This is a genomic window from Gluconobacter wancherniae NBRC 103581 (assembly GCF_007988885.1).
Taxonomy (GTDB): domain Bacteria; phylum Pseudomonadota; class Alphaproteobacteria; order Acetobacterales; family Acetobacteraceae; genus Gluconobacter; species Gluconobacter wancherniae.
The window spans coordinates 35,712-59,517 of record NZ_BJUZ01000001.1 but is presented as its reverse complement, the minus strand read 5'-3'; the positions used below and the strand labels follow the sequence as shown (position 1 = coordinate 59,517).

Here is a 23,806-nt window from a genome sequence, read left to right as displayed (position 1 = left end):
GCATGTCCTTTCGCGAGATGCGCCGGGAACGACACAAGGCACGTTACGCTATGGAGACATTCTTGATCAAATCCGGCCATGCAGCCGGTCTAGCGCGCCGTCAGCACTCTGGGAAATTTACCGCCAGACCACCGAGAGACGTCTCTTTGTAACGATGGTTCATGTCGCGTCCCGTCTCCGCCATTGTCCTGATCACCTGATCCAGAGAGACATGATGTTCCCCATCCCCATGCATGGCGAGAGATGCAGCGTTGATCGCCTTGACAGCCCCGAACGCATTGCGCTCGATACAGGGGATCTGCACCAACCCACCAATCGGGTCACAGGTCATCCCGAGATGGTGTTCCATCCCGATTTCCGCCGCATTTTCAACCTGTAACGGATTGGCTCCCAGCACTGACGCAAGGCCCGCAGCCGCCATAGACGACGCCACGCCCACCTCCCCCTGACATCCAACTTCCGCGCCCGAGATGGATGCATTCAGTTTGAATAGCCCACCAATTGCTGCAGCCGTCAGCAGGAAATCCCTCATTCCCTCCCGCGACGCTCCAGGGCAAAAATCCCGGTAATATCGAAGCGTTGCCGGTATAACGCCTGCAGCCCCGTTCGTTGGGGCTGTCACCACACGGCCACCCGCAGCATTCTCTTCGTTCACTGCAATGGCAAACAGGCTGACCCAGTCCATAACTTCGTGGGGAGAACGCTGGTTCTGGAGTGTATTCCTCTGCAGCTTCTCATGAAGCGCTGCCGCACGCCGACGTACTTTCAGTTTCCCAGGCAGTGCCCCTCTTTGTGTAAGGCCACGCTCGATACATCCCATCATCGTATCAATAATGAGATCCAGGTAAGCCTCAACTTCATGCGCCGGGCGCAGCGCGCTCTCATTTGCGAGCACAATCCGGGCTATGCTCAGGCCCGTTTCAGCTGTCCGCGCCAGAAGCTGAGCACCATCCGCGAAATCGTGAGGCATGTCAGGCAGCGTATAGGACGTCGTCTCGGCAACATTCTCAGGAACGATAAACCCACCACCCACCGAGCAATAACGTGCAGATGCGACGATCGCCTCATGCTCATCCAGCGCCCGAAACTGCAACGTGTTGGGATGAACAGGCGGGATGGTCTCGTAATCAAAGAGGACGTCAGAGGCCGGTGCAAACCTGACCTGTCGTCCCCGCACGTTGATCATTCCAGCAGTAGTGATCGCAGCCACAATGCCTTCTGCCTGATCGGGATCGATCGTGTCCGGGGCTTCTCCGGCAAGCCCCAGAACGACAGCGGTATCGGTCGCATGACCGAGACCGGTCCAGGCGAGAGAACCATAAAGCGTCACCTTTATATGGTGCACGTCCAGTTCCACATCGAGCCCATCTATAAAGCGTCGGGCTGCCCGCATCGGACCTACCGTATGCGAAGATGACGGCCCAATGCCGACTTTGAAAATGTCAAACAGGCTGATCATGCAATGAAGCATCCGGCAAAAAGGCAGAAGCGCATGGCCGTAACACGGATCACAAGGCCATGCCTACACAGCCCAAGCACTCTCAAAATTCGATATATTCAATTTTCAGATGAAATTATTGATTCCCTCGGCATACAATTGAACACACTTTGTATGGGCCTGATCGCAATGCACGCTCAGGGACGCACAGCAGGCGTCTGAGCGAGTGTATCCTCCGGATCTGTGGCCCCAGAGGATCAACACAACAAAAAGCCAGCCCTGAGTGGAGGCGGGCTTTTTTATTTCACCCGCAGATTTCGAGTTTTACGTCTGCCTGAAGCAGCGCCTTGCGCGTGGCGGGCTTCAACTGAGTGTCCGACAGAACGAGATCGAACTCGGACAGATCTGCGAGCCGATGCAACCCACCTTTCTGGAACTTCGTGCTGTCTGCCAGAAGGATGCAGCGGTCTGAAATTTCCATAAGGGCACGTTTGACCTTAACCACGTTTTGATCATTCTGAAACGCTATGGCGTTATGAATAACAGAAGTGGAAAGAAACATCGTGTTGGCACGAATTGAACGCGCGGCCTGCTCGCAAAGGAGCCCAAAAAAAGCATTGCGTGGCGCGCTGTAATCTCCACCAAGGCAGATCAGGTTGAGATTTGGATAGGGTGCCAGCGCCTGAATGACGCCCATAGCATTGGTAATGATGGTCAAAGGCGCGAGTGCCGGAAGCAGCGGCAGCATCTGCGCAACCGTCGTGGAATCATCAAGAACAAGAATTTGCTCGGGCTCGATCATCGAGACGGCACGCGTGATGATGTCCTGCTTGAGATCTGCGGCACGGGTCTTGCGGAAATTAACAGTCTTTTGCGTGACAGCACGGTTTTTAAGCCCGATGCTGCCGTGAAATTTGTCGATAAGTCCCTGTTGCGCCAAGGCATGTGCATCTCTGTGGATGGTCATACGGCTCACGCCAAAACGCTCGGACAGAGTCTCGATACTGACATTGCCTTCTTCGAAAAGCGCATCGAGAATACGCTGCTGACGCGAAGCATTATCCCGACGTTTTCCCGAGCCCGATGACAGGGTGGGATAAGGTTCGCCCTGGCTCTCACTCATGTCTTGAATCGATCCTTGTCCATCTTCAGCACTGAAGTGCCCAATACACCATATCCGTGAGCGGCGATATTCGTAACGCTTTGATAAAATGTCAGACGTGTGCGGGAAACTGCCACATAACGACTTGACCTTAGCGCATTTTTGCATATTCCAACACACGCAAATGACAATAATAACAATTTTAATGATTATTCTAACATTATTTTGATATATTTATGCTTTTCCATGTTAATTTTAACAATGGCAATGTGACACCTGAAGGTCGTCAAGAAAGAGAAGGCGCTACCAAAAAAACTATGTGGCTCCTCGCATACTAAAAAATCATGAGCTTTGCCTTGATCGCCCGGTATCATGAACGCCTTTCATGTGAACGGGTCCGCCGTGCAGCCTGAGTGTAACGCAATAACTCTACGCCCCTCGACCCTCAACACGGGGGGAGGAACAACAAGAGTTAGCCACGTCAGTTCATAGACGAGCCTGATCGCGATGCAACGTAGTAAACTATATTAGTAAGCTGAAGCACCCCTGCATGACAGATTGATACGAAACGCATACGGTTCTTTCCATTAACGACCGCACCTGCTCTGATAGCGGGTAGACCATATTGTCTACCTGCTACTAGACCGGACCCGTTGCATGCGACTGCCTCAAACCAGCAATGCCCTTGCGCTCGCCGCAGCTTCTCTTCTGACCTACGCCACTGCATAGGCAAAAGACCCTAACACCGCCCTTATGGTTCGCAACGCCTATATTTTTTCGATGGCAGACACCCAGAAAGAGCCGTTTCTGGGCTACATGACCGTGATGCAAGCGGCACAATCATTACTGTCCATCCGGGAAATCCATCCCCCAGACTTCATGCTTCATCCACGCTCGACACCCGAGGATTTTCACTGGTTCACACTGGACGGCGCTCTGGACCATCTCCAGCACGGCGTAACGACAGCCTTCAATTTCAACTACAGCAATCACTGGGGTGCTGCACCTTCAGAGAAAGACAATGTCGATCATCAGCAGTTCAGAGCGGAACTCGCATCTGGCATGCGCTTCGTTCACGGCATCCAGCCAACAGCAGACAACCATGACCAGTCCCGAGATCATTGATAAAACGGGGAAAGCTGGCGCGACACTCGTCTTCGCGGCCTCCCAACGCGACCTCGAGGCCGTGTATATCGGCGGACACAAAGTGGTTGATCACAGGCACGTCCTGACACAAGACATGACAGCGGTTGAACAGCAATCTGACAGTCGCGTCGTCAGAGCACTGCGCGAACACACAAAACACTGATCCGGCAGCAGGAAGGCCAAAAATGAGAACACAATCTGGCAAAAAATGGCTCGGCCTCGCCGTGGCGGCCGCAACGCTAGGCTTTACGCAGGTTGCAAGCGCCGAAAGCCGAAAGGTCATTTTTGATGACGATGGCTTCGCACTCGCACAATGGCTCGCCATCAAAGCACCTAATGTAGAAGTTCTGGGCATTACCACCGTGTCTGGTGATGTCTGGCAAAAACAGGCCACTGCTCAAGCACTGCGCGGCGTTGAAATTGCGGGGCGCCCGGATATTCCCGTTATGGCGGGTGCAACCTATCCGCTCGTAAACTCAGAAAAACTGACGGAGCGCTGGGAGTCACTCTATGGGAAGCTGACGTGGAAGGGCGCTTGGATGAAGCACTGGGTTGAACCCACACTTCAGGCGCTTCCACCTTATCATGGTCCAGATGTCGTTCCCGATTTACCCGAGGGCAATGCGACCAAAAAAGCAGAAAGCGAACGTGCCGCGGACTTTATGATCCGTATGGTGCATCGCTACCCCGGCCAGGTCACCATCATTGCGACGGGTCCATTTACAAATCTCGCACTGGCAGAACGCCTTGATCCGGAATTTGCAGGGCTTGCAAAGGAACTGGTCTATATGGGCGGCAGCTTGAACCCCCAACAAACGCGGAAAGATCAGGTTGCTGCCGAATTTGCGCGCGAATTCATCAACTCCCCGCGTCGCGAATTCAACCTCCGTTTCGACCCGGATGCGGCGAGCATCGTGTTGCGCTCACCCTGGCGCCATATCACGATGGTACCTTCTGATCCGTCAACAGATACCGAATTTTCACCAGAGCTCGTGAAGCGCCTTGGCTCAGGTAACACGCCCGTGGCGCATATGGTCCGCCAGAACAAAGGGGGCTTTCCGCTCTGGGATGAAATTGCTGTTGCAGTGTGGCTGGACCCAAGCCTCATCACCAAGAAAGCAGAGCTCTTTATCGATGTGAATGCACAGTTTGGTGCAGCCTATGGCGACGTCTTGTCATGGACACCGGGCTATGAACCAGGACTTGGAGAACAGAAGAACACAGTCGTGCAAAAAGTAGATGTACCGCGCCTGGAAAATCTTCTGAAGCAGCTGATTGACCGCCCTCAGAACCCGGTGAGCGGTAAACCACTGCCCTGATTTCTTCTCAAAATCCAAAATAAAAAACCTGCTTTCCATCGTTCGGAAAGCAGGTTTTTTTAACGTCTTCGGCTCTTAAAAGCCGGTGGAAAGTGTGACCATCGCGCTGAATGGTACCTGAAGATAATAGGTTGGCGCAGACCCTGCGATCGTGCCGCCATAAATGCCTTTGGTGGCATTGGCATTGGTTGTGAAACCATAAACGCCGCTACGGAATTTAGCGCCGGTCAGGTTCTGCATGTTGAGCTGGATCTGCGGGGACTTCAGGAAGCCGGCGTTATGAAAACGATAGCCTAGCCCTACATTGTTGGTGATGTATTGCGGGATGGAGCTATCGTTTGTGAACGTGGCATACTGCTTCCCGACATATTTGATCTGCCCAGAAAACCAGAAACTGCCGTCATCATAATCAATACCGATCCCAGCCATTTCATGAGGGGAGCGAATTGCCGTCTTGCCTTTGGTGGGAAGATAATCGGTCGTGCCCGTCGTGGTAGCCGCCTTGATGTTATTATCAATGGTCGAGTGCAGATATTCGAACGTCACATATGGGCGCAAATGATGCCAGATTGGCCGCGTACTAAGCTGAACGTCCACACCGCGCGTTGTCTGGCCACCGGCGTTCACAGTCTGGCTGTAAGATGCGCCATTCAGATAATAGTTCAGAGACTGCTGACGGTTTGACAAGTTGTAGTTGAAGAAGGACACCGATCCAACAATGACATCACCGTTGTAGCGATAACCCAGTTCTTCCTCGATCGTGTACTCAGGATTGCTGGCCCCACCGATCTGGGTTTGCTTCTTGGCGGTACCGTAATAATCAACCAGCGATGTATTCGCGGGCATTCTAAAGTTTGTACTTCCTGAAATATAGATCTGATTTTTATGATCGAAATTCCACGCCGCGCCAACTTGTGGCAGCGGCTCGGCGTTATGCAGATTTCGGTTGTAGGTAGTGCCGGGTGTGTAATCGTAGGTCCGACGGGTGACCATCGCTTCCTTGAAGCCGAGCGTCACATGAAGACGATCATTAAAATATTTCATTTCATCGCCGATGAACAGCATGTTCACCTGCGTCAGTGTCAGGAAGTTGCGGACATTGTAGTCCTGCCCGGTGCTCGTCTTGATGACATTACCCGTACCCCAGATATTGTATGGCTGCCCAGTCGCCTGATTGACCTGACCATAAGGGGAATACTGCAGGAGGTTCGAATATTCGTACCACCACCCCAGTGACAGATCATTGTGCCGATCTGGTTTGTAATGCAGGGACAGCGTGTTGCCTGTACGAAACTGCTCCTGATTAGAAGGTGTCAGCGCAAGAGCCGAAGTCGCCCCATTCAAATCAACCGTAACAGCCTGATTACCGAGGCCGGTTGAGGAATTGACCAAGCCTGCGCCTGTTCCGTTTCCAATTCCATGCCAAAAATACAGGGAATCATCGATCGAAATTTTGGGCGAAATCACAATATGGGTCGGAAGTGCTGCAACAACATTTCGGAACGGATTAACGTGCAATTTATAATAAGCAGCACCCGCCGAGGTCGCACCTGCGTAATCTGCCGCGTAATTATTGCTATATCCGGATTTCAGGTACTGCGTAAGGCTAGGATTTAAATAAGAATCATTGACCTGATCATTATACGAGACCGTCAAACCCGTGTGGCTACCGTTATCAAAATCTTTTACAGCCTTAAAATCATAATGGAACTTCTCTGCCTGACCCGCCCCACGCCACTGATTACCCTTTGTATGGCTGAACGCGAACATGGCTCTGATACCGCTGTTCCCAATATAGCCGGAGTTCAGACGCAAGAACTGACGGAACGTGTCATAGGATCCGAACGAAACATCCATCAAACCGCCTGCACGTGTGGTGGGGTTGGTCATGGTCATGCTCGTCAGGCCAGCAGAAGCATTCACCACCGGGCTGTTGATATCGACAGACCCAGGCTGAAGAGAAACAGTCTCCAGATCTTCGGATTCCAGAACTTCGTTGGCATAGAACTGCCCACCGCCAATGTCGTTCAGTGGGGCCCCGTCCAGTGTCCAGCCGACTTCGCTCTGATCAAAGCCACGAACATTGACCTGACCTGAATACAGACCAGCCGCGTCCTGCTGCGAAACGTTCACACTTGGCAACATAGCAATAAGCTGCTGCACGTTTGCGGAAGGCATCTGCTTGGCAATGAAGTCACGAGTGATTGTCTGCACTGCTTTTGGCACAGTCTCGACCCGCATCAATCCGCCACCTGGAGAGCGCGTACGCGCACTGCGGCCGGAAACATTGACTTCTTCGGCCTGGCTGGAGGCAGTTACATCATGGGGACGCGGCTGGACTGCAACCACGGGAGGGCTAGCTACAGGCTTGGCTTTCCCCTGAGCGCTTTTGCTACTGACCGTTGAAGCAGCAGCACGATGTGCATGACGCGCTGGCGCGGCATGGGCAATGGTGCTGGCAAGGGCAGTACCGGCAAGGAGCGTCACATAACATGTTCGGGTAAAAGGAAGCGACATGGAAACGCGTTTTCCTTCCAAAGCGAGCAAACGGCGGCTTTTTTTCGCAGTCTGCTCAGGGCTGGATTGTTGCAAAGCTGACTGAGCAGTCAAATTGATAGCAAACCGCCTTAACGACCACAATGATTCTTCATCGAAACAGATAACTTCTTCATTAAAGCTTCATGTACCGATCGTTACATGCCTAATACGCTTGGGATCGGAACCTTGCGAGCCAAAGCGACATAAATTCCAAACCCCAGAAGAACGCCCACAAACCATGCAATTGCACCCACAGAATGAAACGCAGGGATGAACTCTCCGGCGGAGGTAACAGCGGCGCCAACAAGCAGTGCAATAATCGCAGGGAGGTGCCAGCCTCTGTTACCGTCATAGATATCTTCATGCCGATACAGCGCATTTACATCGAGTGCCTGTCTGCGGATTACATAATAATCCGCCAGCATGATGCCGGTTACCGGCCCAAGCGTACCACCGATGATATCGAGCATCCGATAAATATTAGCGGCATGATCAAACCATAGCCACGGTACGAAAAACACGCCCAATATGAGAACAAGCTGGCTGGCGCGTCTGAAATCCAGATGGCGGGGAAAGAGATTTATAAGATCGTATGACGCTGGCAGAATATTGGCGACAACATTTACCGAAAGCGTCGCCAATATCAGGGTTGCGCCACCAATAACCGTAATCATTGGCTGATTAAGTGCCAGCAAAAGCTCTGTCGGGTTCCAGATCGGTCGCCCGAAGAGCAGGACTGTAGCGGACGTGGTAATGATTGCCATAGGCGTGAAAACGAGGGCGGTTAGTGGCAAACCAATTGCCTGACCGATCACCTGATCACGCTGAGAGCGTACAAAACGCGACAGATCGGGAATATTCACAGCAAACGTCGCCCACATCCCGATCATACCGGTGACACCAACCGCAAATGCCCCCACAAACGCTAATCCATGCAAGTGGGATGGAACGGAGAAAAGAGGGCCAAGTCCATGCCCGACATGCAGCCCCCAGAATGTTGCCATAAGGCCAACCACAATCACTAATGGGCCCGCAATCAGTTCAAAATTCCTGATGCGATGGACGCCATGACTGGAAATCCATGCATGAAGTGCCCAGACAATTGCCATTGCAGCCCAGCGTTTCTCAGGCATTCCAAGAATATATTCATTGAAACTGGCCCATGTCGCACTCAGCGTCGATAAAATGGCATCCATTGCCTGAGTGGCCCCATAAGCCTGCACCGAAAACCAAAAGACTGCACAAAAACCCCGGAGAATTACCGGGATCTGAGCTCCCTTGGGGCCAAATGCAGACCGGATCAGAACACAGAATGGGATGCCATAACGCGTCCCGGCACGGGCATTGAACCACATTGTCACGAATAAAATTGCATAGGCCACCGCGACAACTTCGAGGCATTCCCAGGCAGAAAGACCAATGGCCATAAGACCAGCAGCAGCCTCGTAGGCGACGATATTGTGCACCATGCCCATCCAGACGGTCGCCATGTTGAGCCATGACCAGTTCCGCCTTTCCGGAGCAACAGGGGCAAGTTCCTCGTTATAGAGATCCGCTGCAAAAGCTGCTTTCATGAACGTATCTCCGTTATCTGGAAAAATCAGGATGCCTGCTGTAGCGTGTGGCGAAAAAGCGCCTTCATGTGCTCTGAATCCACGTCAACGCAGACTTTCTGAGATGGACGGCTGTCCCATGCACTTGCTGGCCCCTTTTGAACATCCGGCACAGCCTGCAGGAAAAGAACCGCCATGACATCATCAATACTAGGATCAGTATCGAAAATGACTTTTCGGCGTATTGGAGTTGCCATCGCCGTTCCGCACTGCGTAATGAGGGCTGCGGGGGCTGAGGCAAGAAGTGTTCCCCGGTTGGGCATTACTGTCATCTTTTAGCGTTTCAAAGACGCATATCCGTTTCTAATACGGCACGAAGTAGCACATTGGCCCCTGCCGTGACATCATCGGACTCCGCACTTTCTGCCTCGTTGTGGCTGAGGCCACCCGCACAGGGTACAAAGATCATCGATGTCGGAGTAATCCGCGCCATATATGCAGCATCATGGCCAGCACCTGAAACGATGGCTCTGGCCGGGTATCCGAGTGTTTCGGCTGACCGCCGCACGGAAGCAATACACTCGACATCAAAATGAACAGCAGGAGAATCCCAGACGCGCGCCAGCTCCAGCGTCAAACCTGCCTTTTCCGCGAGGTCATTCGCTATCCGATAGAATGTCTCTTCCATTTTCTGAACAACGCCATCATCGGGATCGCGGAAATCAACCGTAAAAAATACCTCTCCCGGCACCACGTTCCGACTATTGGGCGTATTTTCAATAAGCCCAACGGTTCCCACCGCGTCTGGCCCATTTTCCAGCGCAATTTTCTGAACTGCATCGATCATGCGTGCAGCTGTCACCAAAGCATCGGCGCGCATACGCATCGGTGTGCTGCCTGCATGTGCATCCTGCCCTCTGAGCGTGACTTCATACCAGCGCATACCCTGAACACCGGTTACAATACCGATTGTCTGATGCTCGGCCTCAAGAATGGGCCCCTGCTCAATATGAAGTTCGAAATATGCCGCAACGGGATGATCTCCACACGGCGCCACGCCACGATATCCGATGCCATTAAGAGCATCCTCAAAGCGAATACCCTCACGATCCTTTTTATCGAGAGCTTCCTGTTCCGTAAAAACGCCAGCAAATACGCCCGAACACAGCATGGCAGGTGCAAAACGCGAGCCTTCTTCGTTCGTCCAGTTGATCAGCTCGATTGGATGGCGGGTCTCGCGCTTGGTCTCATGGAGCGTCCGCAGGACCGCCAGCCCACCCAAAACTCCAATAATGCCGTCAAATTTTCCGCCGGTCGGCTGCGTGTCCAGATGACTTCCCATAGTGATCGGCGCAAGGGCATCATCCGTTCCTGGGCGCCGGGCAAACTGGTTCCCCAGAGAATCATACGAGACACTGCACCCAACAGCTTCACAGGCCTTGGTAAACCAGTCACGCACCTGACGGTCTTCCTGCGTCAGCGTCAGACGTTTGATGCCGCCCTTCGCTGTTCCGCCAAATTTTGCGGTCTCCAGAATATCATCCCAGAGCTTCTGCCCATCCACAATGATATTGCCAACCGCGCCAGATGACTGCTGTGTGCTCATTGTCGTTCTCCGTCGTAGGTATTGTGCTGCTTTGGCTGTGAGCCCGGCGATCAGCCGGCTTCAGCGGGGAGTTTGCGCATCGGATTATTGGGGTGTTCGGTCCATGTCTGAACGCCATCAAAGGGCTGCGGTACCATTGTGATGCAATCGTCCACCGGGCAGACATGCGCGCATAGATTGCATCCCACACATTCTTCTTCGATTACCTCGTAATGACGTTCGTTATTCAGCAGGCTTTTAGAAATCGCCTGATGTGAGGTGTCTTCGCACGCGATATGGCAAAGGCCGCATTTGATGCAGGAATCCTGATCTATCGCCGCGAGTGTCTTGAACTTCAGATTCAGCTGATTCCAATTTACGAAATTCGGAATCGCACGCCCCGTTACATCAGCAATCGTTTCGAAGCCCTTTTCATCCATCCAGTGTGAAAGACCATCGATCATGTCTTCCACAATCCGAAAACCATAATGCATCGCAGCTGTGCAGACCTGTAGAGATGTCGCACCCATCACGAGAAATTCGGCAGCATCCCGCCAGTTTGAAATCCCGCCAATGCCAGAAATCGGTAGGACGGACGTATCTGGCGTCCGGGCGATTTCCCCCAGCATGCGCAATGCGATCGGCTTTACGGCCGGACCGCAATAGCCACCATGCGTGCCCAGACCACCCACAACTGGCATAGGTGCCATCGCATCCAGATCAACACCCACAACAGACTGAATCGTATTGATCAAAGACACAGCGTCCGCGCCACCACGAAGGGCCGCGCGTGCAGGGTTGAGGATATTCGTGATGTTCGGCGTCAGTTTCACGATGACCGGCATGCGCGTATACTGCTTGCACCAGCGGGTCACCATTTCCACATATTCCGGAACCTGCCCTACCGCGGAACCCATGTTCCGCTCAGACATTCCGTGTGGGCAGCCGAAATTCAGCTCAATACCATCAGCACCCGTCTCTTCCACAAGCGGCAGGATGCGCTTCCAACTTTCCTCGACGCATGGGACCATGATGCTGACAATGATTGCGCGGTCCGGATAGTCTTTCTTTACGGCCTTGATCTCGGCCAGATTTACAGCAAGCGGCCGATCCGTGATCAATTCAATATTATTGAGCCCCGCCATGCGCTGCCCGTTATACCGGGTTGCGCCATAGCGGCTGCTGACGTTGACAACTGGCGGGTCCTCACCCAGCGTTTTCCAGACAACGCCCCCCCACCCTGCCTCAAGAGCCCGGCGAACATTATATTCCTTGTCAGTCGGCGGCGCTGAAGCGAGCCAGAAAGGATTGGGAGAGCAAATACCAGCAATATTGATGCTCAGATCGGCCATAGCTCAGTTTCCCACCATCATCAGATCAGCATTAATCGCTTCGGCAGCATTACGACCATCACGCACAGCGGCGACCGTCAGGTCTTCCCCAGCCGTACAATCTCCACCCGCGTAAACACCGCGCATCGTGGTACGCCCTTCGGCATCTACCTTGATCCGGCCATCCTCGATCAGGATTTCATCATCCACTAGTGGATCTGGAAGAAAAAGCTGTCCCACTGCCTTGAGGAGCATGTCCGCAGCGAGTGTGTACTCACCCAATTCATACACTGGTCGGCCATCCTTCAGCAGCCCGCGTGCAAACGTTATGGACGATATCTTACCTCCGTCCCCGTCAATACGAACCGGTGCAGACCAGTAGCGCAACGTGACGTTGTTCGTCTGGGCCCATTCCTGCTCCACGGTCGTTGCAGACATATTATCCGCAGCCCTCCGATAAACCAGTGTAACCTCTTCCGCACCCAGTCGCTTCGCCTGAACAGCGGCATCAATCGCGGTATTTCCCCCACCGATCACGACCACACGTCTTCCCACCGCGACATCCGACTTGGTTGGAGACGACCGAAGTTCTTCAATGAAATCCACAGCGTTTCTTACGCCATCAAGATGCTCTCCCGTAATCCCGAGAGCCCTGACACCAGCATGCCCAATGCCGAGGAAAACTGCGTCGAATTCAGCTTTCAATGAGGCTAACGTCATGTCGCGTCCAAGCTTCATATCTGCTTCAATCGTAATGCCACCGATGGACATAACGAAATCCACTTCCTTCTGCGCAAACTCATCCGCAAGCTTATACGCGGCGACGCCATATTCATTCAGACCGCCAGCCTTGGGGCGCGCATCGAACACCGTGACATCGTAACCATGCACTGCAAGCCGATGAGCGCAGGACAATCCGGCAGGCCCTGCGCCAATAACTGCCACACGCTTACCCGTCAGAGGAGCGCGAGCAAACGGCTGCTTCATTTTCTGCATCTGCCAGTCTGTGGCATGCCTCTGAAGGGCACCTATCTGCAGAGGACGGTCTTCCTGCGTATTGCGAACGCATTTGTCTTCGCAGAGGATTTCAGTCGGACAGACGCGGGCGCAGGAGCCACCAAAAATATTAGACTCCAGAATAGTTCGAGCGGAACCCGAAACATTTCCAGATGAGATCTTTTTTATGAACCCGGGAATATTGATCCCGGTCGGGCAAGCTTCAATACACGGAGCGTCATAACAGAAATAACACCGGTCCGCTTCAATGACAGCCTGAGCTGCCGTCAGAGGCGGATGCGCATCTGAAAAATTTCTTGCCAGCACGTCCGGCGGTAGGCGGTTTGCGGCGATACTCTGGGAATGATCCACGAAAAGAAATCTCCACCATGTGCATTTCTTGACACAACATGACTGAAGTCAGACCGATTCCGCAACGTAAACTTGACCAAATAGTCAAAAAATTACATCGTACCTTTAGCAACATTCATTTTCCCACACTCAGGCGGGAGAAATTTCATTGCCGATCTCACGATTTTCCTGCCACATCATTGCAAAAGCCCAAAACGAGGCGCAGGATCGTTTGCAGTCCTGTTTCGAAATCAGATTCAAGGAGATGCGCGTTGCCAATTACCGCATTCATCTGGGCGCTCATGTCTGCGTAGGCCTGTGTCATTGACCAGATTGCGAACATCAGATGCGCGGGATCAACACGAGGCATCTGCCCATCTTCTTCCCAGACTGCAAATGTCTGCCCGCGTCTCGCAACATGCTCCCGCAGAGTCGTAGAGAGATAATGGTGAATATTCCCCGCTCCTTGCAAAAGCTCATATGCAAAAATACGGGAGGCATCAGGACGCTCTCGGGAGAACATCATTTTCGCACGGATATAGCCCTCAAACCCGTCGCAAGCCCGGCGCTCAGGTACCAGCCAGTAATCGGCATCGTGCAACCAGAAAGTCATGATGCCTTCCAGAACACTCCGATAAAGTTCTTCCTTCGTACCAAAATAATAGTGAATGTTTGCCTTGGGGACTCCCGCTTCCTGGGCGATCTCGTTCATGCTCGTGCCCCGAAATCCGTGCTGCCCAAACACGCGCTCAGCCGCCGCAAGAATAGTCGCCTCCGCCGCCTGTCTGGGCACGCCCGGGCGGGTCTTCTGGGAAGACCTACTGTCGGATATGCCGCGCGCGGAAAGTATCTCGTTCATAGAAACATCGTTCCAGCCTTTCCTCGATCCTGGCAAGATCTGACTCCTTGGAACATCGAAAAATAATAATCGTAACTGTCTCGTCTCAAAGGAAAACCCAATGCTTCTGATCCGTGGTGGCACCGTCGTGACAGCTGAAACCTCTCAAAGCTCCGATGTTCTATGTGACGACGAAGGAAAAATTTCTGCTGTCGGCCATAATCTGGAAGCACCATCGGGCTGCACTATTCTGGACGCCGGGGGGCTTCTGGTCATGCCGGGGGGTATTGACCCACACACCCACATGGAAATGCCGTTCATGGGGTCAATCGCGAGTGACGATTTCTACACAGGAACCTCTGCGGGCGTCGCTGGTGGAACGACAACCATTATCGATTTCGTCATTCCCGAACGCGGAACCTCCCTTCTCGATGCATGGAAAGAATGGCGCCGCAAAGGCGAAAAGGCTGTCTCCGATTATTCCTTCCATGTAGCCGTGACGCATTGGGACGAGAAAGTGCATGAAGACATGGCAACGCTGACCAGGGAATGCGGTGTCAATTCCTTCAAGCACTTCATGGCTTATAAAAATGCTCTCATGGTCGACGATGACGTGCTTCTGCGTTCCATCAGCCGCGCGCTTGAGCTGGGGGCGTTGTGCAATGTCCATGCAGAAAACGGGGATGCCGTGGCCTATCTGCAAGCTGATCTTCTGAAGCGAGGCATGACAGGCCCGGAGGCACACCCGCTCTCTCGCCCGGCGTCAGTTGAAGGAGAAGCGGCGCAGCGTGTGATCGCGATTGCGGGTCTACTTGGCGCACCAATCTACATCGTGCACGTCTCGACAGAAGAAGCGACAGCAGCAATTGCAGCAGCCCGAGCGCGTGGCCAACGTGTCTATGGCGAAGTTCTGGCGCAGCATCTTGTAATTGATGATAGCGTCTATGCAGATCCGAATTGGCTTGGCGCCGCCCAGCATGTCATGAGCCCCCCATTCCGGCCCAAACGCCACCAGAAGGCACTCTGGGCAGGACTTGCTTCCGGTCAACTACAGACTACGGCCACTGATCACTGCTGCTTCTGTGCCGGACAAAAAGAGCAGGGCCTGAACGATTTTACCAAAATTCCCAACGGTACGCCCGGCATTGAAGATCGGATGAGTGTGCTGTGGCACCATGGCGTACGTTCGGGTCGGCTAACGCCACAAGAATTTGTAGCCGTAACATCCACTAACACGGCCAAGATATTCAACATTCATCCGCGCAAAGGGAGCGTGTCGGCAGGCGCAGATGCAGATCTTGTTTTGTGGGACCCTGCGGCCAGCCGGACCGTTTCCGCAGCCACGCATCACCAGAACGTTGATTACAATATCTACGAAGGCATGACGCTGACCGGGCTGGCACGTTACACCATCAGCAGCGGGAAAATCGTCTGGGCAAATGGCGATCTGCGCGTTACGCGTGGTGCGGGAAAATACGTGGAACGCCCCTGCTTCAGCCCCGACATGCAGGCCACCATGCAACGTAAAAACCTTTCCTGACCTCATAGTATCAGGAAAGGATATGAAGCCGAAGTCAGTCCGGCTTTTTTGCGCCCAGTTCTCCCGTCAGAAATTGAGCGCGACCATAGCCGAACGACCAGTGTGCATCTTCGTTTTCAACAACAGCAATCATGACGTCAGATGATGCAATCCCACACGCTTGTTCAAGCTTCTCCACTAGCAATCGATAGAAGAGTGCATTGGCTTCTTCTCCGCGGGGACGACTGAACATCTGAAGAAGCACAACGTTTTTGGTCCGTGGGATGTTCAGTCCAGTGTCTTCGACGATCATCCGTGAAGGCTTATGCTCCGAAACCAGTTGATATCGGTCGCCACGCGGGACATTAAATGCCTCCAACATGGCCTCATGAGCAGCGTCGAGAAGTGTTTTTATTTCTTGATCGGTACGACCTTCAATAAGATGAAAGTGCAATAACGGCATAGTCTTGTCCTTGTTTTTCTAAATTCAGGAAACGAACTGGATGAGACGGCGGACCCCATCAATCATTCCGCGAAGCTGATCTGGTGTGGAAATAAAGGGAGGGCCGAAAGAGATGGTGTCGCCAGTGCATCTCAGAAGAAGCCCCTCGCGCAGACCTTTTTCGAAAATGGCAAGCCCTCGAGCGCCCGGCGCACCATCAGCGGAACAAAGATCCACACCTGCCGTCAGCCCGATATTGCGTACGTCCTTCACTGAAGAAAGCTCCCGCAATCCATGAACTGCATCTTCCAGAACCGGCTCCAATGTACGGACACGTGCAAAGAGGGATTCTTCCTCCATGACGTCCAGAACGGCATGAGCAACAGCCGTGGCCATGGGGTGGCCGGAATAAGTGTAGCCATGCGCGAATTCGACAGCGTTTTCAGGGCCGGTCATGAAGGTATTGTAGATTTCATCCGTCACAATAACGCCGCCCATCGGAATAATTCCATTAGTGACGGCTTTTGCAAAAGTGATCATATCCGGCTTTACGTCAAAACGCTGGGCCGCAAAGTTTTCTCCCATGCGCCCGAAACCCGTAATGACTTCGTCAAAAATCAGCAAAATGCCGTATTTCGTACAGATCTCACGCAATTTCTGCAGATATCCGACAGGTGGCACAATAACGCCTGTTGATCCCTGAACCGGCTCGACAATAACAGCCGCAATAGTCGATGCGTCATGCAAACCGACAAGGCGCTCCAGATCCTCTGCATACTCCGCACCCCAATTGGGCTGACCGCGTGAAAACGCCATGTGCTCAGAGCTGTAGGTATGGCGCAAATGATCCACGCCAGGCATCATCCCGGAAGCAAACATTTTTCGGTTTGGCACGATGCCACCCACGGACATTCCGCCAAACCCAACTCCATGATAGCCCCGCTCCCGCCCGATCATGCGAAAGCGCTGCCCTTCATGACGCAGACGATGATAGCCAAGCGCGACCTTTAAAGCCGTATCGACAGCTTCGGAGCCTGAATTGGCGAAAAAAACATGCTCCAGACCGGCCGGTGCAAGATTGGCAATGCGTTCGGCCAGATGGACCGTCTGCGGGTTCGTCATCTGGAACGGCGGGGCGTAATCAAGTTTTTCCGCTTGGGTTTTTAGGACCTCGACAATCTTCGGATGTGCGTGGCCAAGTGGGGAACACCAGAGCCCAGAAAGGGTATCAAAAAGCTCTGTGCCATCAGCCGTATAATAATATGGCCCCTTTGCAGACGTTAAAAGCCGGGCATGAGGATTGGCTTTTACTCTCCGATTGGCGGTGAAGGGCATCCAGTATGGGCCCTTCCTGATGGTTTCAACACAGTCAAACTCATTGGTCAGTTTCGACACGATACGCCTCACAGACTGATGATAGGTGTGTTCCTTACCGGTCGTCGTTCCGGATCCGTCACATGCGAACGATATTATCGCGGATATAAATCAAACTGAATATATACAGTTGTGAGAATATGGGGCTAAACTGTATCATCAGAACAGGCAGTACAGTCAGCCATCATGCTTGAAATTGACCATCACGCCCAGACGCCACTCGTGGCTCAGATCATCCGGCAGGTCTCTGCCCTGGTACAGAATGGCAACTGGATACCGGGTACGCGGCTGCCCTCCATCCGACGTCTGGCTGCACAATGCGAGGTCAGCCCGCTTACCGTATCAAATGCCTATAACCGCCTTGTAGCCGATGGTGTTCTGGAGGCACGGCGCGCTAGTGGTTTTTTCGTTGCACGACAAGCCGAGCAAAGGAATGAAGCCGCAGCCGTGCCTGCGGATATCGCGACATCGATCGACTCTTCGTGGATGTTGCAACGGGCCTATGAAAACAATGCCTCGGTCATTCAGGCCGGGTGTGGTTGGCTACCGGACAGCTATCTTTTCCTTGACGGAATTCGCCATGCCTTCACCGCATTGGCTCGTCGCCCCGACCCCGCCATGTCGGGGTATGGCAATCCATACGGCCACCCCGGACTAAGGGAAATGGTACGTCTGCTTCTGTTGAGGCAGGGGATAAAATGCGATCTTTCTGCTCTGATTCTGACACATGGCGCCAGTCAGGCGTTGGAACTGAGTGTCCGTTGTCTGACGCAGCCCGGAGATACCGTGCTGGTTGAGGACCCGGGCTACTGCAATCTATTCCCGGCTCTGGAGGCACTTGGCCTCAGGGTCATTGGCATTCCGCGCCTTCATGATGGCCCGTGCCTGAAAACGCTTGAGCAAGTTGCCCACACAAAGCGACCAAAGGCCTTTGTGCTCAATACACGCCTCCATAATCCGACGGGTACCAGTTGTACGCCGTCTGTTACGCATCATGTGTTGAGCTTGGCTGAAAGGCACGACTTCATGATCATCGAAGACGATATCTTCGGTGGGCTGGCGGATGAGGCCATTCCCACGCTGGCACATCTCGATCAGTTGCGACGCGTCATTTTCATCAGCAGCTTTTCCAAAACAATATCGCCGGGCTTGCGTGTGGGATTTCTTGCCTGCCCTGCAGACATCTCGGCACGGATCCTGCGCCTTAAAATGGCCAGCAGTCTGACAAGCAGTTCCATGGGCGAAGCAGTCGTCCATACAATTCTGGCAGATGGACGGTATCGCCTGCATCTGGCGAAACTCCGGGACAAATTGGCAGTTACCCGAAAAAATGTCGAAAGCTCCTTGCGAACAGCCGGGCTGGAGATTTTTACACGCCCTGAGGGAGGAATGTTCCTATGGGCTCGCTTTCAAAACAGAGGAACCCCCGTGGAAATTTCGAGGAAAGCCGCGGAGCAGAACATCATGCTCGCCCCCGGTTTTCTGTTCAGCCCGGATCAGACACCGACACCATGGCTGCGCTTCAACGCGAGTCAGATGGATAATCCGCGGCTGTTCAGTTTTCTGTCTAATCCTATCCCGAACCCGCGCTCCTAGCGCCCTGTCCGATGATAGGGCGTTGCTAGCGCCGCAGGAGCCGCCATCGCGCGGCGTAGGCGGGGAAACGCCAGAATTGGCACGATGATACAACCAATAGTCCCAAGATATGGCAGCGTGTTCAAAACTGCTGGCGCAACAGGCCATCCCCGCGCCTGCCCCATGAAACCGATTGCTGTGACAAGGCCGAAGAGCAGCCCTGATGCTACAGCCCAGACAGGTCGGTAGCCTGCAAAAATTACAAGCGCCACCGCAATCCAGCCACGTCCGGCAATCATACCGTCAGACCATACAGGTACGACAGCAAGCGTTAGATCTGCGCCCGCAAACCCGGCCAGTATCCCCCCAATCATCACCGCCATGACACGCAATTTCGTTACCGGAACGCCCACTGCGTCGGCCGCAGCAGGGTTTTCGCCAACAGCTCTCAGGTCCAACCCATACCGCGTTCGGAAGAGCCAGAAATGTACAATCAGTGGCAAGAGCAGATAGATGAAATAGACCAGAATATTCTGTGCGAAAACAGCTGGCCCGATAACAGGTATGCTGGAAAGCATAGGGACTGAGACAGGTTCGAAAATCACCGGAACAGGCATACCAGCAACAGGACGGCCTATGGTCGCGCTAAGTCCGAGCCCGAGAAACGTCACGGCTACGCCACACAGAACCTGATTGGCACGCAGCACGACGCTGGCCAGCGCCAGAACGCCCGCTCCAAGACCTCCAACCAGCCCTGCCATCAATAGCCCGACCCACGGGTGAGGAATGGCCGCCACCGTCATCACGGCCACCACCGCACCAAGAGACATCAGCCCTTCGACGCCAAGGTTCGTCACGCCCGAACGCTCGGCTATGACTTCTCCCAAAGCCGCGAGTGCAAGAACGCTGCCAGACAGCACAGCATGACCCAGAAGGCCTGTAAGAAGCTCGATCATGAGGTTTTCTTTACCCGTGCATAAGCTGCAAGTTCATCACCAACAGCAATCGCCAACACCAGAAGACCGGTAATGGCGAGCACGGCGGATGCGCTGATCTGCGTGGTCTGGAGTACGATGCCCGTGTCCAGAATAAACGCCATCAGCAGGGCTGCGGGAATGAGGGACAGGCAGGATCCTCGTGCCAGAAGCGCCACGACAATACCCAAATAGCCATAATTATTGGCAATCCCGCCCTGCAGCCTGTGCACCGTTCCCGCGACCTCAACCATGCCAGCAAGCCCAGCCAATCCACCCGACAGAAGCAGGACAGCCAACACACGCGGCGCCACAGAGATACCCGCGTAGCGGGCAGCTTCGGGATTGGCACCAGCAATTGCCGTTTCATACCCGAACCGGCTGCGGGCCAGCAGCACCCCCAGAACAACGACAGTGAAAACTGCGAGAGGGAAGCCCCAGTGCACTACCCCCCAGATATCAGGGAGGATTACGTGCAGCCGCTCTGTAGAAGCCAGAGCACCCGTCACGCGATCTGCCCAAGGCCCAGTTGCCAGATAATATACCAAGAGCGATGCCACGAAATTCAGGAGCAATGTCGTGACAATTTCACTCACACCCAACCACGCACGGGCGACCGCGGGAACAAAAATCCATGCCATTCCAGCTGCCATGCCAGCAACAATCATGGCTGGTATGGCGAGGGCTGGCGGCAAGCCAGTGAATAAACCAACTGCGGTTGCAGCCGTAGCGCCAGCATAAAATTGCCCTTCCGCGCCGATATTCCATAAATTGACGCGAATTCCGACCCACACCGCAGCGCCCGTTAGCATGAGAGGCGTCATGAAGAGCGCAAGGTCCTCAAGCCCGAACCGGGACCCAACAGTCGAGTGCATAACCAACCCAAACAGCGTAATCGGCGAACGCCCCATTGCAGCTAACGTCACAGCGACGATCAGCAGGGCAGCAAGAAGCGCAAGTCCGCGCCCCACAAGAATGCGCTGCGTGGGAACAACGGTCAGACGTGTCCGTGAGCTGCTCATGCTGCCTCCGCCTGTGTACGCCCGCTCATCAATGCACCAATGCGGTCACGATCGGCATCACAGCGGTCAATCACGGCCATCAACCGGCCTGCACACAACACCGCCACACGATCACTCAAGGCAAAAATCTCATCCAGATCTTCAGACATCAAAACGACCGCCACACCCGCATCGCGTGCCTTCGCGAGCATTTCACGCATCGCTGCAATCGCACCAATATCCAGCCCACGGCTGGGATAACTGGCCACTAAAACCCTGCTCGCAATACGGATTTCGCGCTCAAGAACCAGGCGCTGCTGGTTACCGCCTGAAAGCCCACGAATAGGCATCATTGCGCCTGGAAGCTTCACACCAACCTTATCGGCGAGAAGCTGTGCAAATTCGCGCGCACGTACGATGGAAAATCCAAAACGCCCCCCGATGGGAGCCTGCGCGTATTCTCGCAGGACCGCATTTTCGGCAACGCTCAAAGAAGGTGCAAGCGCCCTCCGCAGGCGGTCTTCCGGCACATGACCTACGCCGGCACGGGCGAAAACAGCCGGGTCAGCCTGCTTCACGGCCACCCCATCAAGTGCAACGCTACCTTGATCGGGCGCACGCAGGCCAGTCAGAACTTCAGCCAGCTCAGGCTGGCCATTTCCTGTCACGCCTGCGACACCGAGAATTTCCCCTGCACGCAAGGAAAGCGTTACGCCTTCCAGCCTGATAATCCCGCCGTCATCACGAGCAGTTACCTCCTCGAGAACCAGTGGCGAGGGCGTCACCGGAACCTCATTTCCTCGTGGATATGACGTCGCCAGCGTTACCGGGCGGCCAATCATTTCCGCCACCAGAAGAGCAGGTGTCGTCGAAGCCGTGAGATGCGTGCCAACAAGTCGCCCATGCCGCAGAACCGAAACACGATCAGTAAGGGCCATGATCTCATCAAGCTTGTGGCTGATGATGATGACGGCGCCTCCCCCATCACGGAAACGCCGGAGTGCTATGAACAGCTCTCCCACCTCCACGGGGCTGAGCACCGCTGTCGGCTCATCCAGAATAAGCAGGCGCGCACCACGTGAGAGAACACGCAGGATTTCCACGCGCTGCTGCTCGCCAGCAGAAAGCGTCCCAACAACAGCCTCGGGGCGAATTGCCAGACCAAATTTCTCAGACAACGTCCGCGCATTCGCCTCGATCTGTCTGGCAGAAAGACGACGGGGCGTTTCAGACCAGCCCAGATGCAGATTTTCAGCGACCGTAAAACGCGAGACCAGCTTGAAATGCTGATGAACCATGCCAATCCCAGCCGCGATAGCAGCGTCAGGCGCAGCAAACGTCACACCGTACCCATCAACAATGATTTCACCGCCATCCGGCTGGTAAAGCCCGGTGACAACATTCATCAGCGTTGATTTTCCTGCTCCGTTTTCTCCCAACAGCGCATGAATTTGGCCAGGGAAAACATCCAGAGAAACGTCTTCGTTCGCAATAACACCTGGGAAATACTTGCAGATGCCAGATAATGTCAGAACTGGCGGTGTTCCAGGCGCAAGATTAAGGGGACGCGGCGCGCCCTCAGAGCGCTCATGCTCATCCAAGGCCCGATACTCCCTGCAGTTGCCAGTTCCAGTTGTAGAGCTCCATGTCATTCATGACATGCCCCTCCGCCACCCTCAGCTTCCCCTCGGAATCATAAAGAGGACCCTGAAACGGAGACCAGCCACCAAGCATGCGTGCGCGTACCGCATCGGCTTCCACACGAACTACCTCTGGCACACGTTGTCCCCATGCATCGCGGTCGACACCAGCACCCAACGTCAGGAAGCGTGCTTCAGGCTTCCAGTCTCCACGGATCCGAGCGCCCACCTGCTCAATGTAAAATTTGGCAAAATCCAGCGTAACGGAGCTGACATACGCGTCCGGGCCGAACTGACGCATATCTGTGTTCCACATAGCGGCCCATACACCACGATCCTGTGCAACGCGTAGATATCCGGGATCATCCATGATGCCACAGAGAAAATCACAACCGCTATCAACGAGTGCAGACCCGGCCTCTGTCGCAGCCTGTGGGTCGAACCACGAGTTGATCGAAATCACTCGCATTGTTGCCTCGGGATTTACGGACCGCGCCCCGAGCAATGTAGCATTGGCGCCTGCATAAACCGATGGAACAGGAAACGACGCAACATAGCCAAGCCTGCCAGTTTTACTCAGCCGCGCTGCTGCAACGCCAATGGCATAACTCGCATACCAGTGTGTGATGTAATACCAGCCGAGATTCCCACTGACGGCATGTCCATCGCACTCCATAAACGCCACTGCTGGAGCACGATCCGCAACGTCCCGGATGAAGTCACCGTAATTGGACGTCGAGATGACCATTTGCGCACCTTCTGCGACAAACTGGCGAAATATCCGTGTTGCATCTGCCGAATATGGAATGCTCTCAACATACAGCGTTTTCAGCTTCGGATACGTGCGCTTCAGAGCCTGAATTCCCATATCGTGCGCATGCGTCCACCCGCCGTCCGTTACCGGGCTGGTGTGCCCGAACGCAACCAGAAGGTCTTCTTCTCGAACAGGTGCAAATCGCGGAGTTGCCGCCCTGACGCCAGACGTTAGCAGAAAGCTGCCTGCCCCGGAAAGGGCCGCCCGGCGCCCAAAGAAAAATGGTTTTTTCAGTGACATTCAGGGATTCCTGGCATTGCGATAAACCCC

At 54.0% G+C, this 23,806-nt stretch carries 20 protein-coding genes; 5 read left to right on the top strand and 15 right to left on the bottom strand.

The features are described from left to right. Nucleotides 1-100: 100 nt before the first annotated feature. On the bottom strand, nt 101-1,459 hold the full coding sequence (locus GWA01_RS00280) for an L-serine ammonia-lyase (protein WP_146792909.1): 1,359 nt from the start codon (nt 1,457-1,459) through the stop codon (nt 101-103). 283 nt (nt 1,460-1,742) lie between these two features. After that, a complete protein-coding gene (locus tag GWA01_RS00275; protein WP_146792907.1) occupies nt 1,743-2,561 on the bottom strand; it encodes a DeoR/GlpR family DNA-binding transcription regulator in 819 nt (272 codons plus the stop codon). A 732-nt stretch (nt 2,562-3,293) separates the two neighbouring features. On the opposite strand from GWA01_RS00275, the gene GWA01_RS00270 reads away from it, so the two are divergent. The 3 genes from GWA01_RS00270 to GWA01_RS00260 are packed head-to-tail and all read left to right on the top strand — an operon-like array spanning nt 3,294 to nt 5,005. Further along, the gene (locus GWA01_RS00270; RefSeq protein ID WP_186819409.1) at nt 3,294-3,665 is read left to right on the top strand and encodes a hypothetical protein; all 372 of its coding nucleotides are present in this window, start codon (nt 3,294-3,296) and stop codon (nt 3,663-3,665) included. Next, nucleotides 3,643-3,849 (top strand): hypothetical protein, encoded by a 207-nt coding sequence (locus tag GWA01_RS00265; protein ID WP_146792905.1) that lies wholly within the window; start codon nt 3,643-3,645, stop codon nt 3,847-3,849. Before GWA01_RS00270 ends, GWA01_RS00265 begins: the two co-directional genes overlap by 23 nt. A 22-nt stretch (nt 3,850-3,871) precedes the next feature. Beyond that, a complete protein-coding gene (locus GWA01_RS00260) occupies nt 3,872-5,005 on the top strand; it encodes a nucleoside hydrolase (RefSeq protein WP_146792903.1) in 1,134 nt (377 codons plus the stop codon). Nucleotides 5,006-5,080: 75 nt separating this feature from the next. Here GWA01_RS00260 and GWA01_RS00255 read toward each other — a convergent pair whose 3' ends face one another. The 7 genes from GWA01_RS00255 to GWA01_RS00225 all read right to left on the bottom strand — a co-directional run bounded on the left by GWA01_RS00255 (nt 5,081) and on the right by GWA01_RS00225 (nt 14,218). Next, the gene (locus GWA01_RS00255) at nt 5,081-7,522 is read right to left on the bottom strand and encodes a TonB-dependent receptor (protein WP_146792901.1); all 2,442 of its coding nucleotides are present in this window, start codon (nt 7,520-7,522) and stop codon (nt 5,081-5,083) included. A gap of 176 nt (nt 7,523-7,698) precedes the next feature. Continuing rightward, nucleotides 7,699-9,117: an NCS1 family nucleobase:cation symporter-1 gene (locus tag GWA01_RS00250; protein WP_146792899.1), complete on the bottom strand. Its 1,419-nt coding sequence runs from the start codon at nt 9,115-9,117 to the stop codon at nt 7,699-7,701. Nucleotides 9,118-9,143: 26 nt separating this feature from the next. After that, entirely contained in the window at nt 9,144-9,428 is a 285-nt protein-coding gene (locus GWA01_RS00245) for a hypothetical protein (RefSeq protein ID WP_146792897.1), read from the bottom strand. 11 nt (nt 9,429-9,439) lie between these two features. Continuing rightward, nucleotides 9,440-10,702, bottom strand: a complete 1,263-nt coding sequence (locus GWA01_RS00240; protein WP_146792895.1) for a Zn-dependent hydrolase — start codon at nt 10,700-10,702, stop codon at nt 9,440-9,442. A gap of 50 nt (nt 10,703-10,752) precedes the next feature. After that, nucleotides 10,753-12,033, bottom strand: coding sequence for an NAD-dependent dihydropyrimidine dehydrogenase subunit PreA (gene preA / locus GWA01_RS00235; RefSeq protein ID WP_146792893.1), 1,281 nt, complete (start codon nt 12,031-12,033; stop codon nt 10,753-10,755). A gap of 3 nt (nt 12,034-12,036) precedes the next feature. Further along, a complete protein-coding gene (locus GWA01_RS00230; protein WP_229316022.1) occupies nt 12,037-13,380 on the bottom strand; it encodes an NAD(P)-dependent oxidoreductase in 1,344 nt (447 codons plus the stop codon). A gap of 157 nt (nt 13,381-13,537) precedes the next feature. Beyond that, a complete protein-coding gene (locus GWA01_RS00225) occupies nt 13,538-14,218 on the bottom strand; it encodes a TetR family transcriptional regulator C-terminal domain-containing protein (protein ID WP_146792891.1) in 681 nt (226 codons plus the stop codon). Nucleotides 14,219-14,318: 100 nt separating this feature from the next. On the opposite strand from GWA01_RS00225, the gene hydA reads away from it, so the two are divergent. Further along, entirely contained in the window at nt 14,319-15,737 is a 1,419-nt protein-coding gene (gene hydA, locus GWA01_RS00220; protein ID WP_146792889.1) for a dihydropyrimidinase, read from the top strand. A gap of 34 nt (nt 15,738-15,771) precedes the next feature. Here hydA and GWA01_RS00215 read toward each other — a convergent pair whose 3' ends face one another. Next, the gene (locus GWA01_RS00215; protein WP_146792887.1) at nt 15,772-16,179 is read right to left on the bottom strand and encodes a tautomerase family protein; all 408 of its coding nucleotides are present in this window, start codon (nt 16,177-16,179) and stop codon (nt 15,772-15,774) included. Between the two features lie 24 nt (nt 16,180-16,203). Continuing rightward, complete coding sequence (locus GWA01_RS00210) at nt 16,204-17,493, bottom strand: aspartate aminotransferase family protein (RefSeq protein WP_222592692.1); 1,290 nt, start codon at nt 17,491-17,493, stop codon at nt 16,204-16,206. 225 nt (nt 17,494-17,718) lie between these two features. Between GWA01_RS00210 and GWA01_RS00205 the strand changes: the two genes are divergently transcribed. Next, on the top strand, nt 17,719-19,128 hold the full coding sequence (locus tag GWA01_RS00205; RefSeq protein WP_146792883.1) for an aminotransferase-like domain-containing protein: 1,410 nt from the start codon (nt 17,719-17,721) through the stop codon (nt 19,126-19,128). Here GWA01_RS00205 and GWA01_RS00200 read toward each other — a convergent pair. Genes GWA01_RS00200 through GWA01_RS00185 form a run of 4 tightly spaced genes read right to left on the bottom strand, consistent with a single transcriptional unit; the run spans nt 19,125 to nt 23,776 of the window. Continuing rightward, nucleotides 19,125-20,063 carry an ABC transporter permease gene (locus tag GWA01_RS00200; protein WP_186819408.1) on the bottom strand — a complete coding sequence of 313 codons (939 nt, stop codon included), beginning with the start codon at nt 20,061-20,063 and terminating at the stop codon, nt 19,125-19,127. The genes GWA01_RS00205 and GWA01_RS00200 overlap by 4 nt on opposite strands. Then, entirely contained in the window at nt 20,060-21,103 is a 1,044-nt protein-coding gene (locus GWA01_RS00195) for an ABC transporter permease (RefSeq protein ID WP_146792881.1), read from the bottom strand. The genes GWA01_RS00200 and GWA01_RS00195 overlap by 4 nt, the downstream gene beginning before the upstream one ends. Next, nucleotides 21,100-22,734, bottom strand: a complete 1,635-nt coding sequence (locus tag GWA01_RS00190) for an ABC transporter ATP-binding protein (protein WP_146792879.1) — start codon at nt 22,732-22,734, stop codon at nt 21,100-21,102. Before GWA01_RS00190 ends, GWA01_RS00195 begins: the two co-directional genes overlap by 4 nt. Then, a complete protein-coding gene (locus GWA01_RS00185; protein ID WP_146792877.1) occupies nt 22,676-23,776 on the bottom strand; it encodes a BMP family ABC transporter substrate-binding protein in 1,101 nt (366 codons plus the stop codon). Before GWA01_RS00185 ends, GWA01_RS00190 begins: the two co-directional genes overlap by 59 nt. Nucleotides 23,777-23,806 lie beyond the last annotated feature (30 nt).

What these genes read in the sequence shown, in the direction of transcription:
- GWA01_RS00280 (WP_146792909.1), bottom strand. Translation starts at nt 1,459, where the DNA reads ATGATCAGCCTGTTTGACATTTTCAAAGTCGGCATTGGGCCGTCATCT.
- GWA01_RS00275 (WP_146792907.1), bottom strand. Translation starts at nt 2,561, where the DNA reads ATGAGTGAGAGCCAGGGCGAACCTTATCCCACCCTGTCATCGGGCTCG.
- GWA01_RS00270 (WP_186819409.1), top strand. Translation starts at nt 3,294, where the DNA reads ATGGTTCGCAACGCCTATATTTTTTCGATGGCAGACACCCAGAAAGAG.
- GWA01_RS00265 (WP_146792905.1), top strand. Translation starts at nt 3,643, where the DNA reads ATGACCAGTCCCGAGATCATTGATAAAACGGGGAAAGCTGGCGCGACA.
- GWA01_RS00260 (WP_146792903.1), top strand. Translation starts at nt 3,872, where the DNA reads ATGAGAACACAATCTGGCAAAAAATGGCTCGGCCTCGCCGTGGCGGCC.
- GWA01_RS00255 (WP_146792901.1), bottom strand. Translation starts at nt 7,522, where the DNA reads ATGTCGCTTCCTTTTACCCGAACATGTTATGTGACGCTCCTTGCCGGT.
- GWA01_RS00250 (WP_146792899.1), bottom strand. Translation starts at nt 9,117, where the DNA reads ATGAAAGCAGCTTTTGCAGCGGATCTCTATAACGAGGAACTTGCCCCT.
- GWA01_RS00245 (WP_146792897.1), bottom strand. Translation starts at nt 9,428, where the DNA reads ATGACAGTAATGCCCAACCGGGGAACACTTCTTGCCTCAGCCCCCGCA.
- GWA01_RS00240 (WP_146792895.1), bottom strand. Translation starts at nt 10,702, where the DNA reads ATGAGCACACAGCAGTCATCTGGCGCGGTTGGCAATATCATTGTGGAT.
- preA (WP_146792893.1), bottom strand. Translation starts at nt 12,033, where the DNA reads ATGGCCGATCTGAGCATCAATATTGCTGGTATTTGCTCTCCCAATCCT.
- GWA01_RS00225 (WP_146792891.1), bottom strand. Translation starts at nt 14,218, where the DNA reads ATGAACGAGATACTTTCCGCGCGCGGCATATCCGACAGTAGGTCTTCC.
- hydA (WP_146792889.1), top strand. Translation starts at nt 14,319, where the DNA reads ATGCTTCTGATCCGTGGTGGCACCGTCGTGACAGCTGAAACCTCTCAA.
- GWA01_RS00215 (WP_146792887.1), bottom strand. Translation starts at nt 16,179, where the DNA reads ATGCCGTTATTGCACTTTCATCTTATTGAAGGTCGTACCGATCAAGAA.
- GWA01_RS00210 (WP_222592692.1), bottom strand. Translation starts at nt 17,493, where the DNA reads ATGCCCTTCACCGCCAATCGGAGAGTAAAAGCCAATCCTCATGCCCGG.
- GWA01_RS00205 (WP_146792883.1), top strand. Translation starts at nt 17,719, where the DNA reads ATGCTTGAAATTGACCATCACGCCCAGACGCCACTCGTGGCTCAGATC.
- GWA01_RS00200 (WP_186819408.1), bottom strand. Translation starts at nt 20,063, where the DNA reads ATGATCGAGCTTCTTACAGGCCTTCTGGGTCATGCTGTGCTGTCTGGC.
- GWA01_RS00195 (WP_146792881.1), bottom strand. Translation starts at nt 21,103, where the DNA reads ATGAGCAGCTCACGGACACGTCTGACCGTTGTTCCCACGCAGCGCATT.
- GWA01_RS00190 (WP_146792879.1), bottom strand. Translation starts at nt 22,734, where the DNA reads ATGACATGGAGCTCTACAACTGGAACTGGCAACTGCAGGGAGTATCGG.
- GWA01_RS00185 (WP_146792877.1), bottom strand. Translation starts at nt 23,776, where the DNA reads ATGTCACTGAAAAAACCATTTTTCTTTGGGCGCCGGGCGGCCCTTTCC.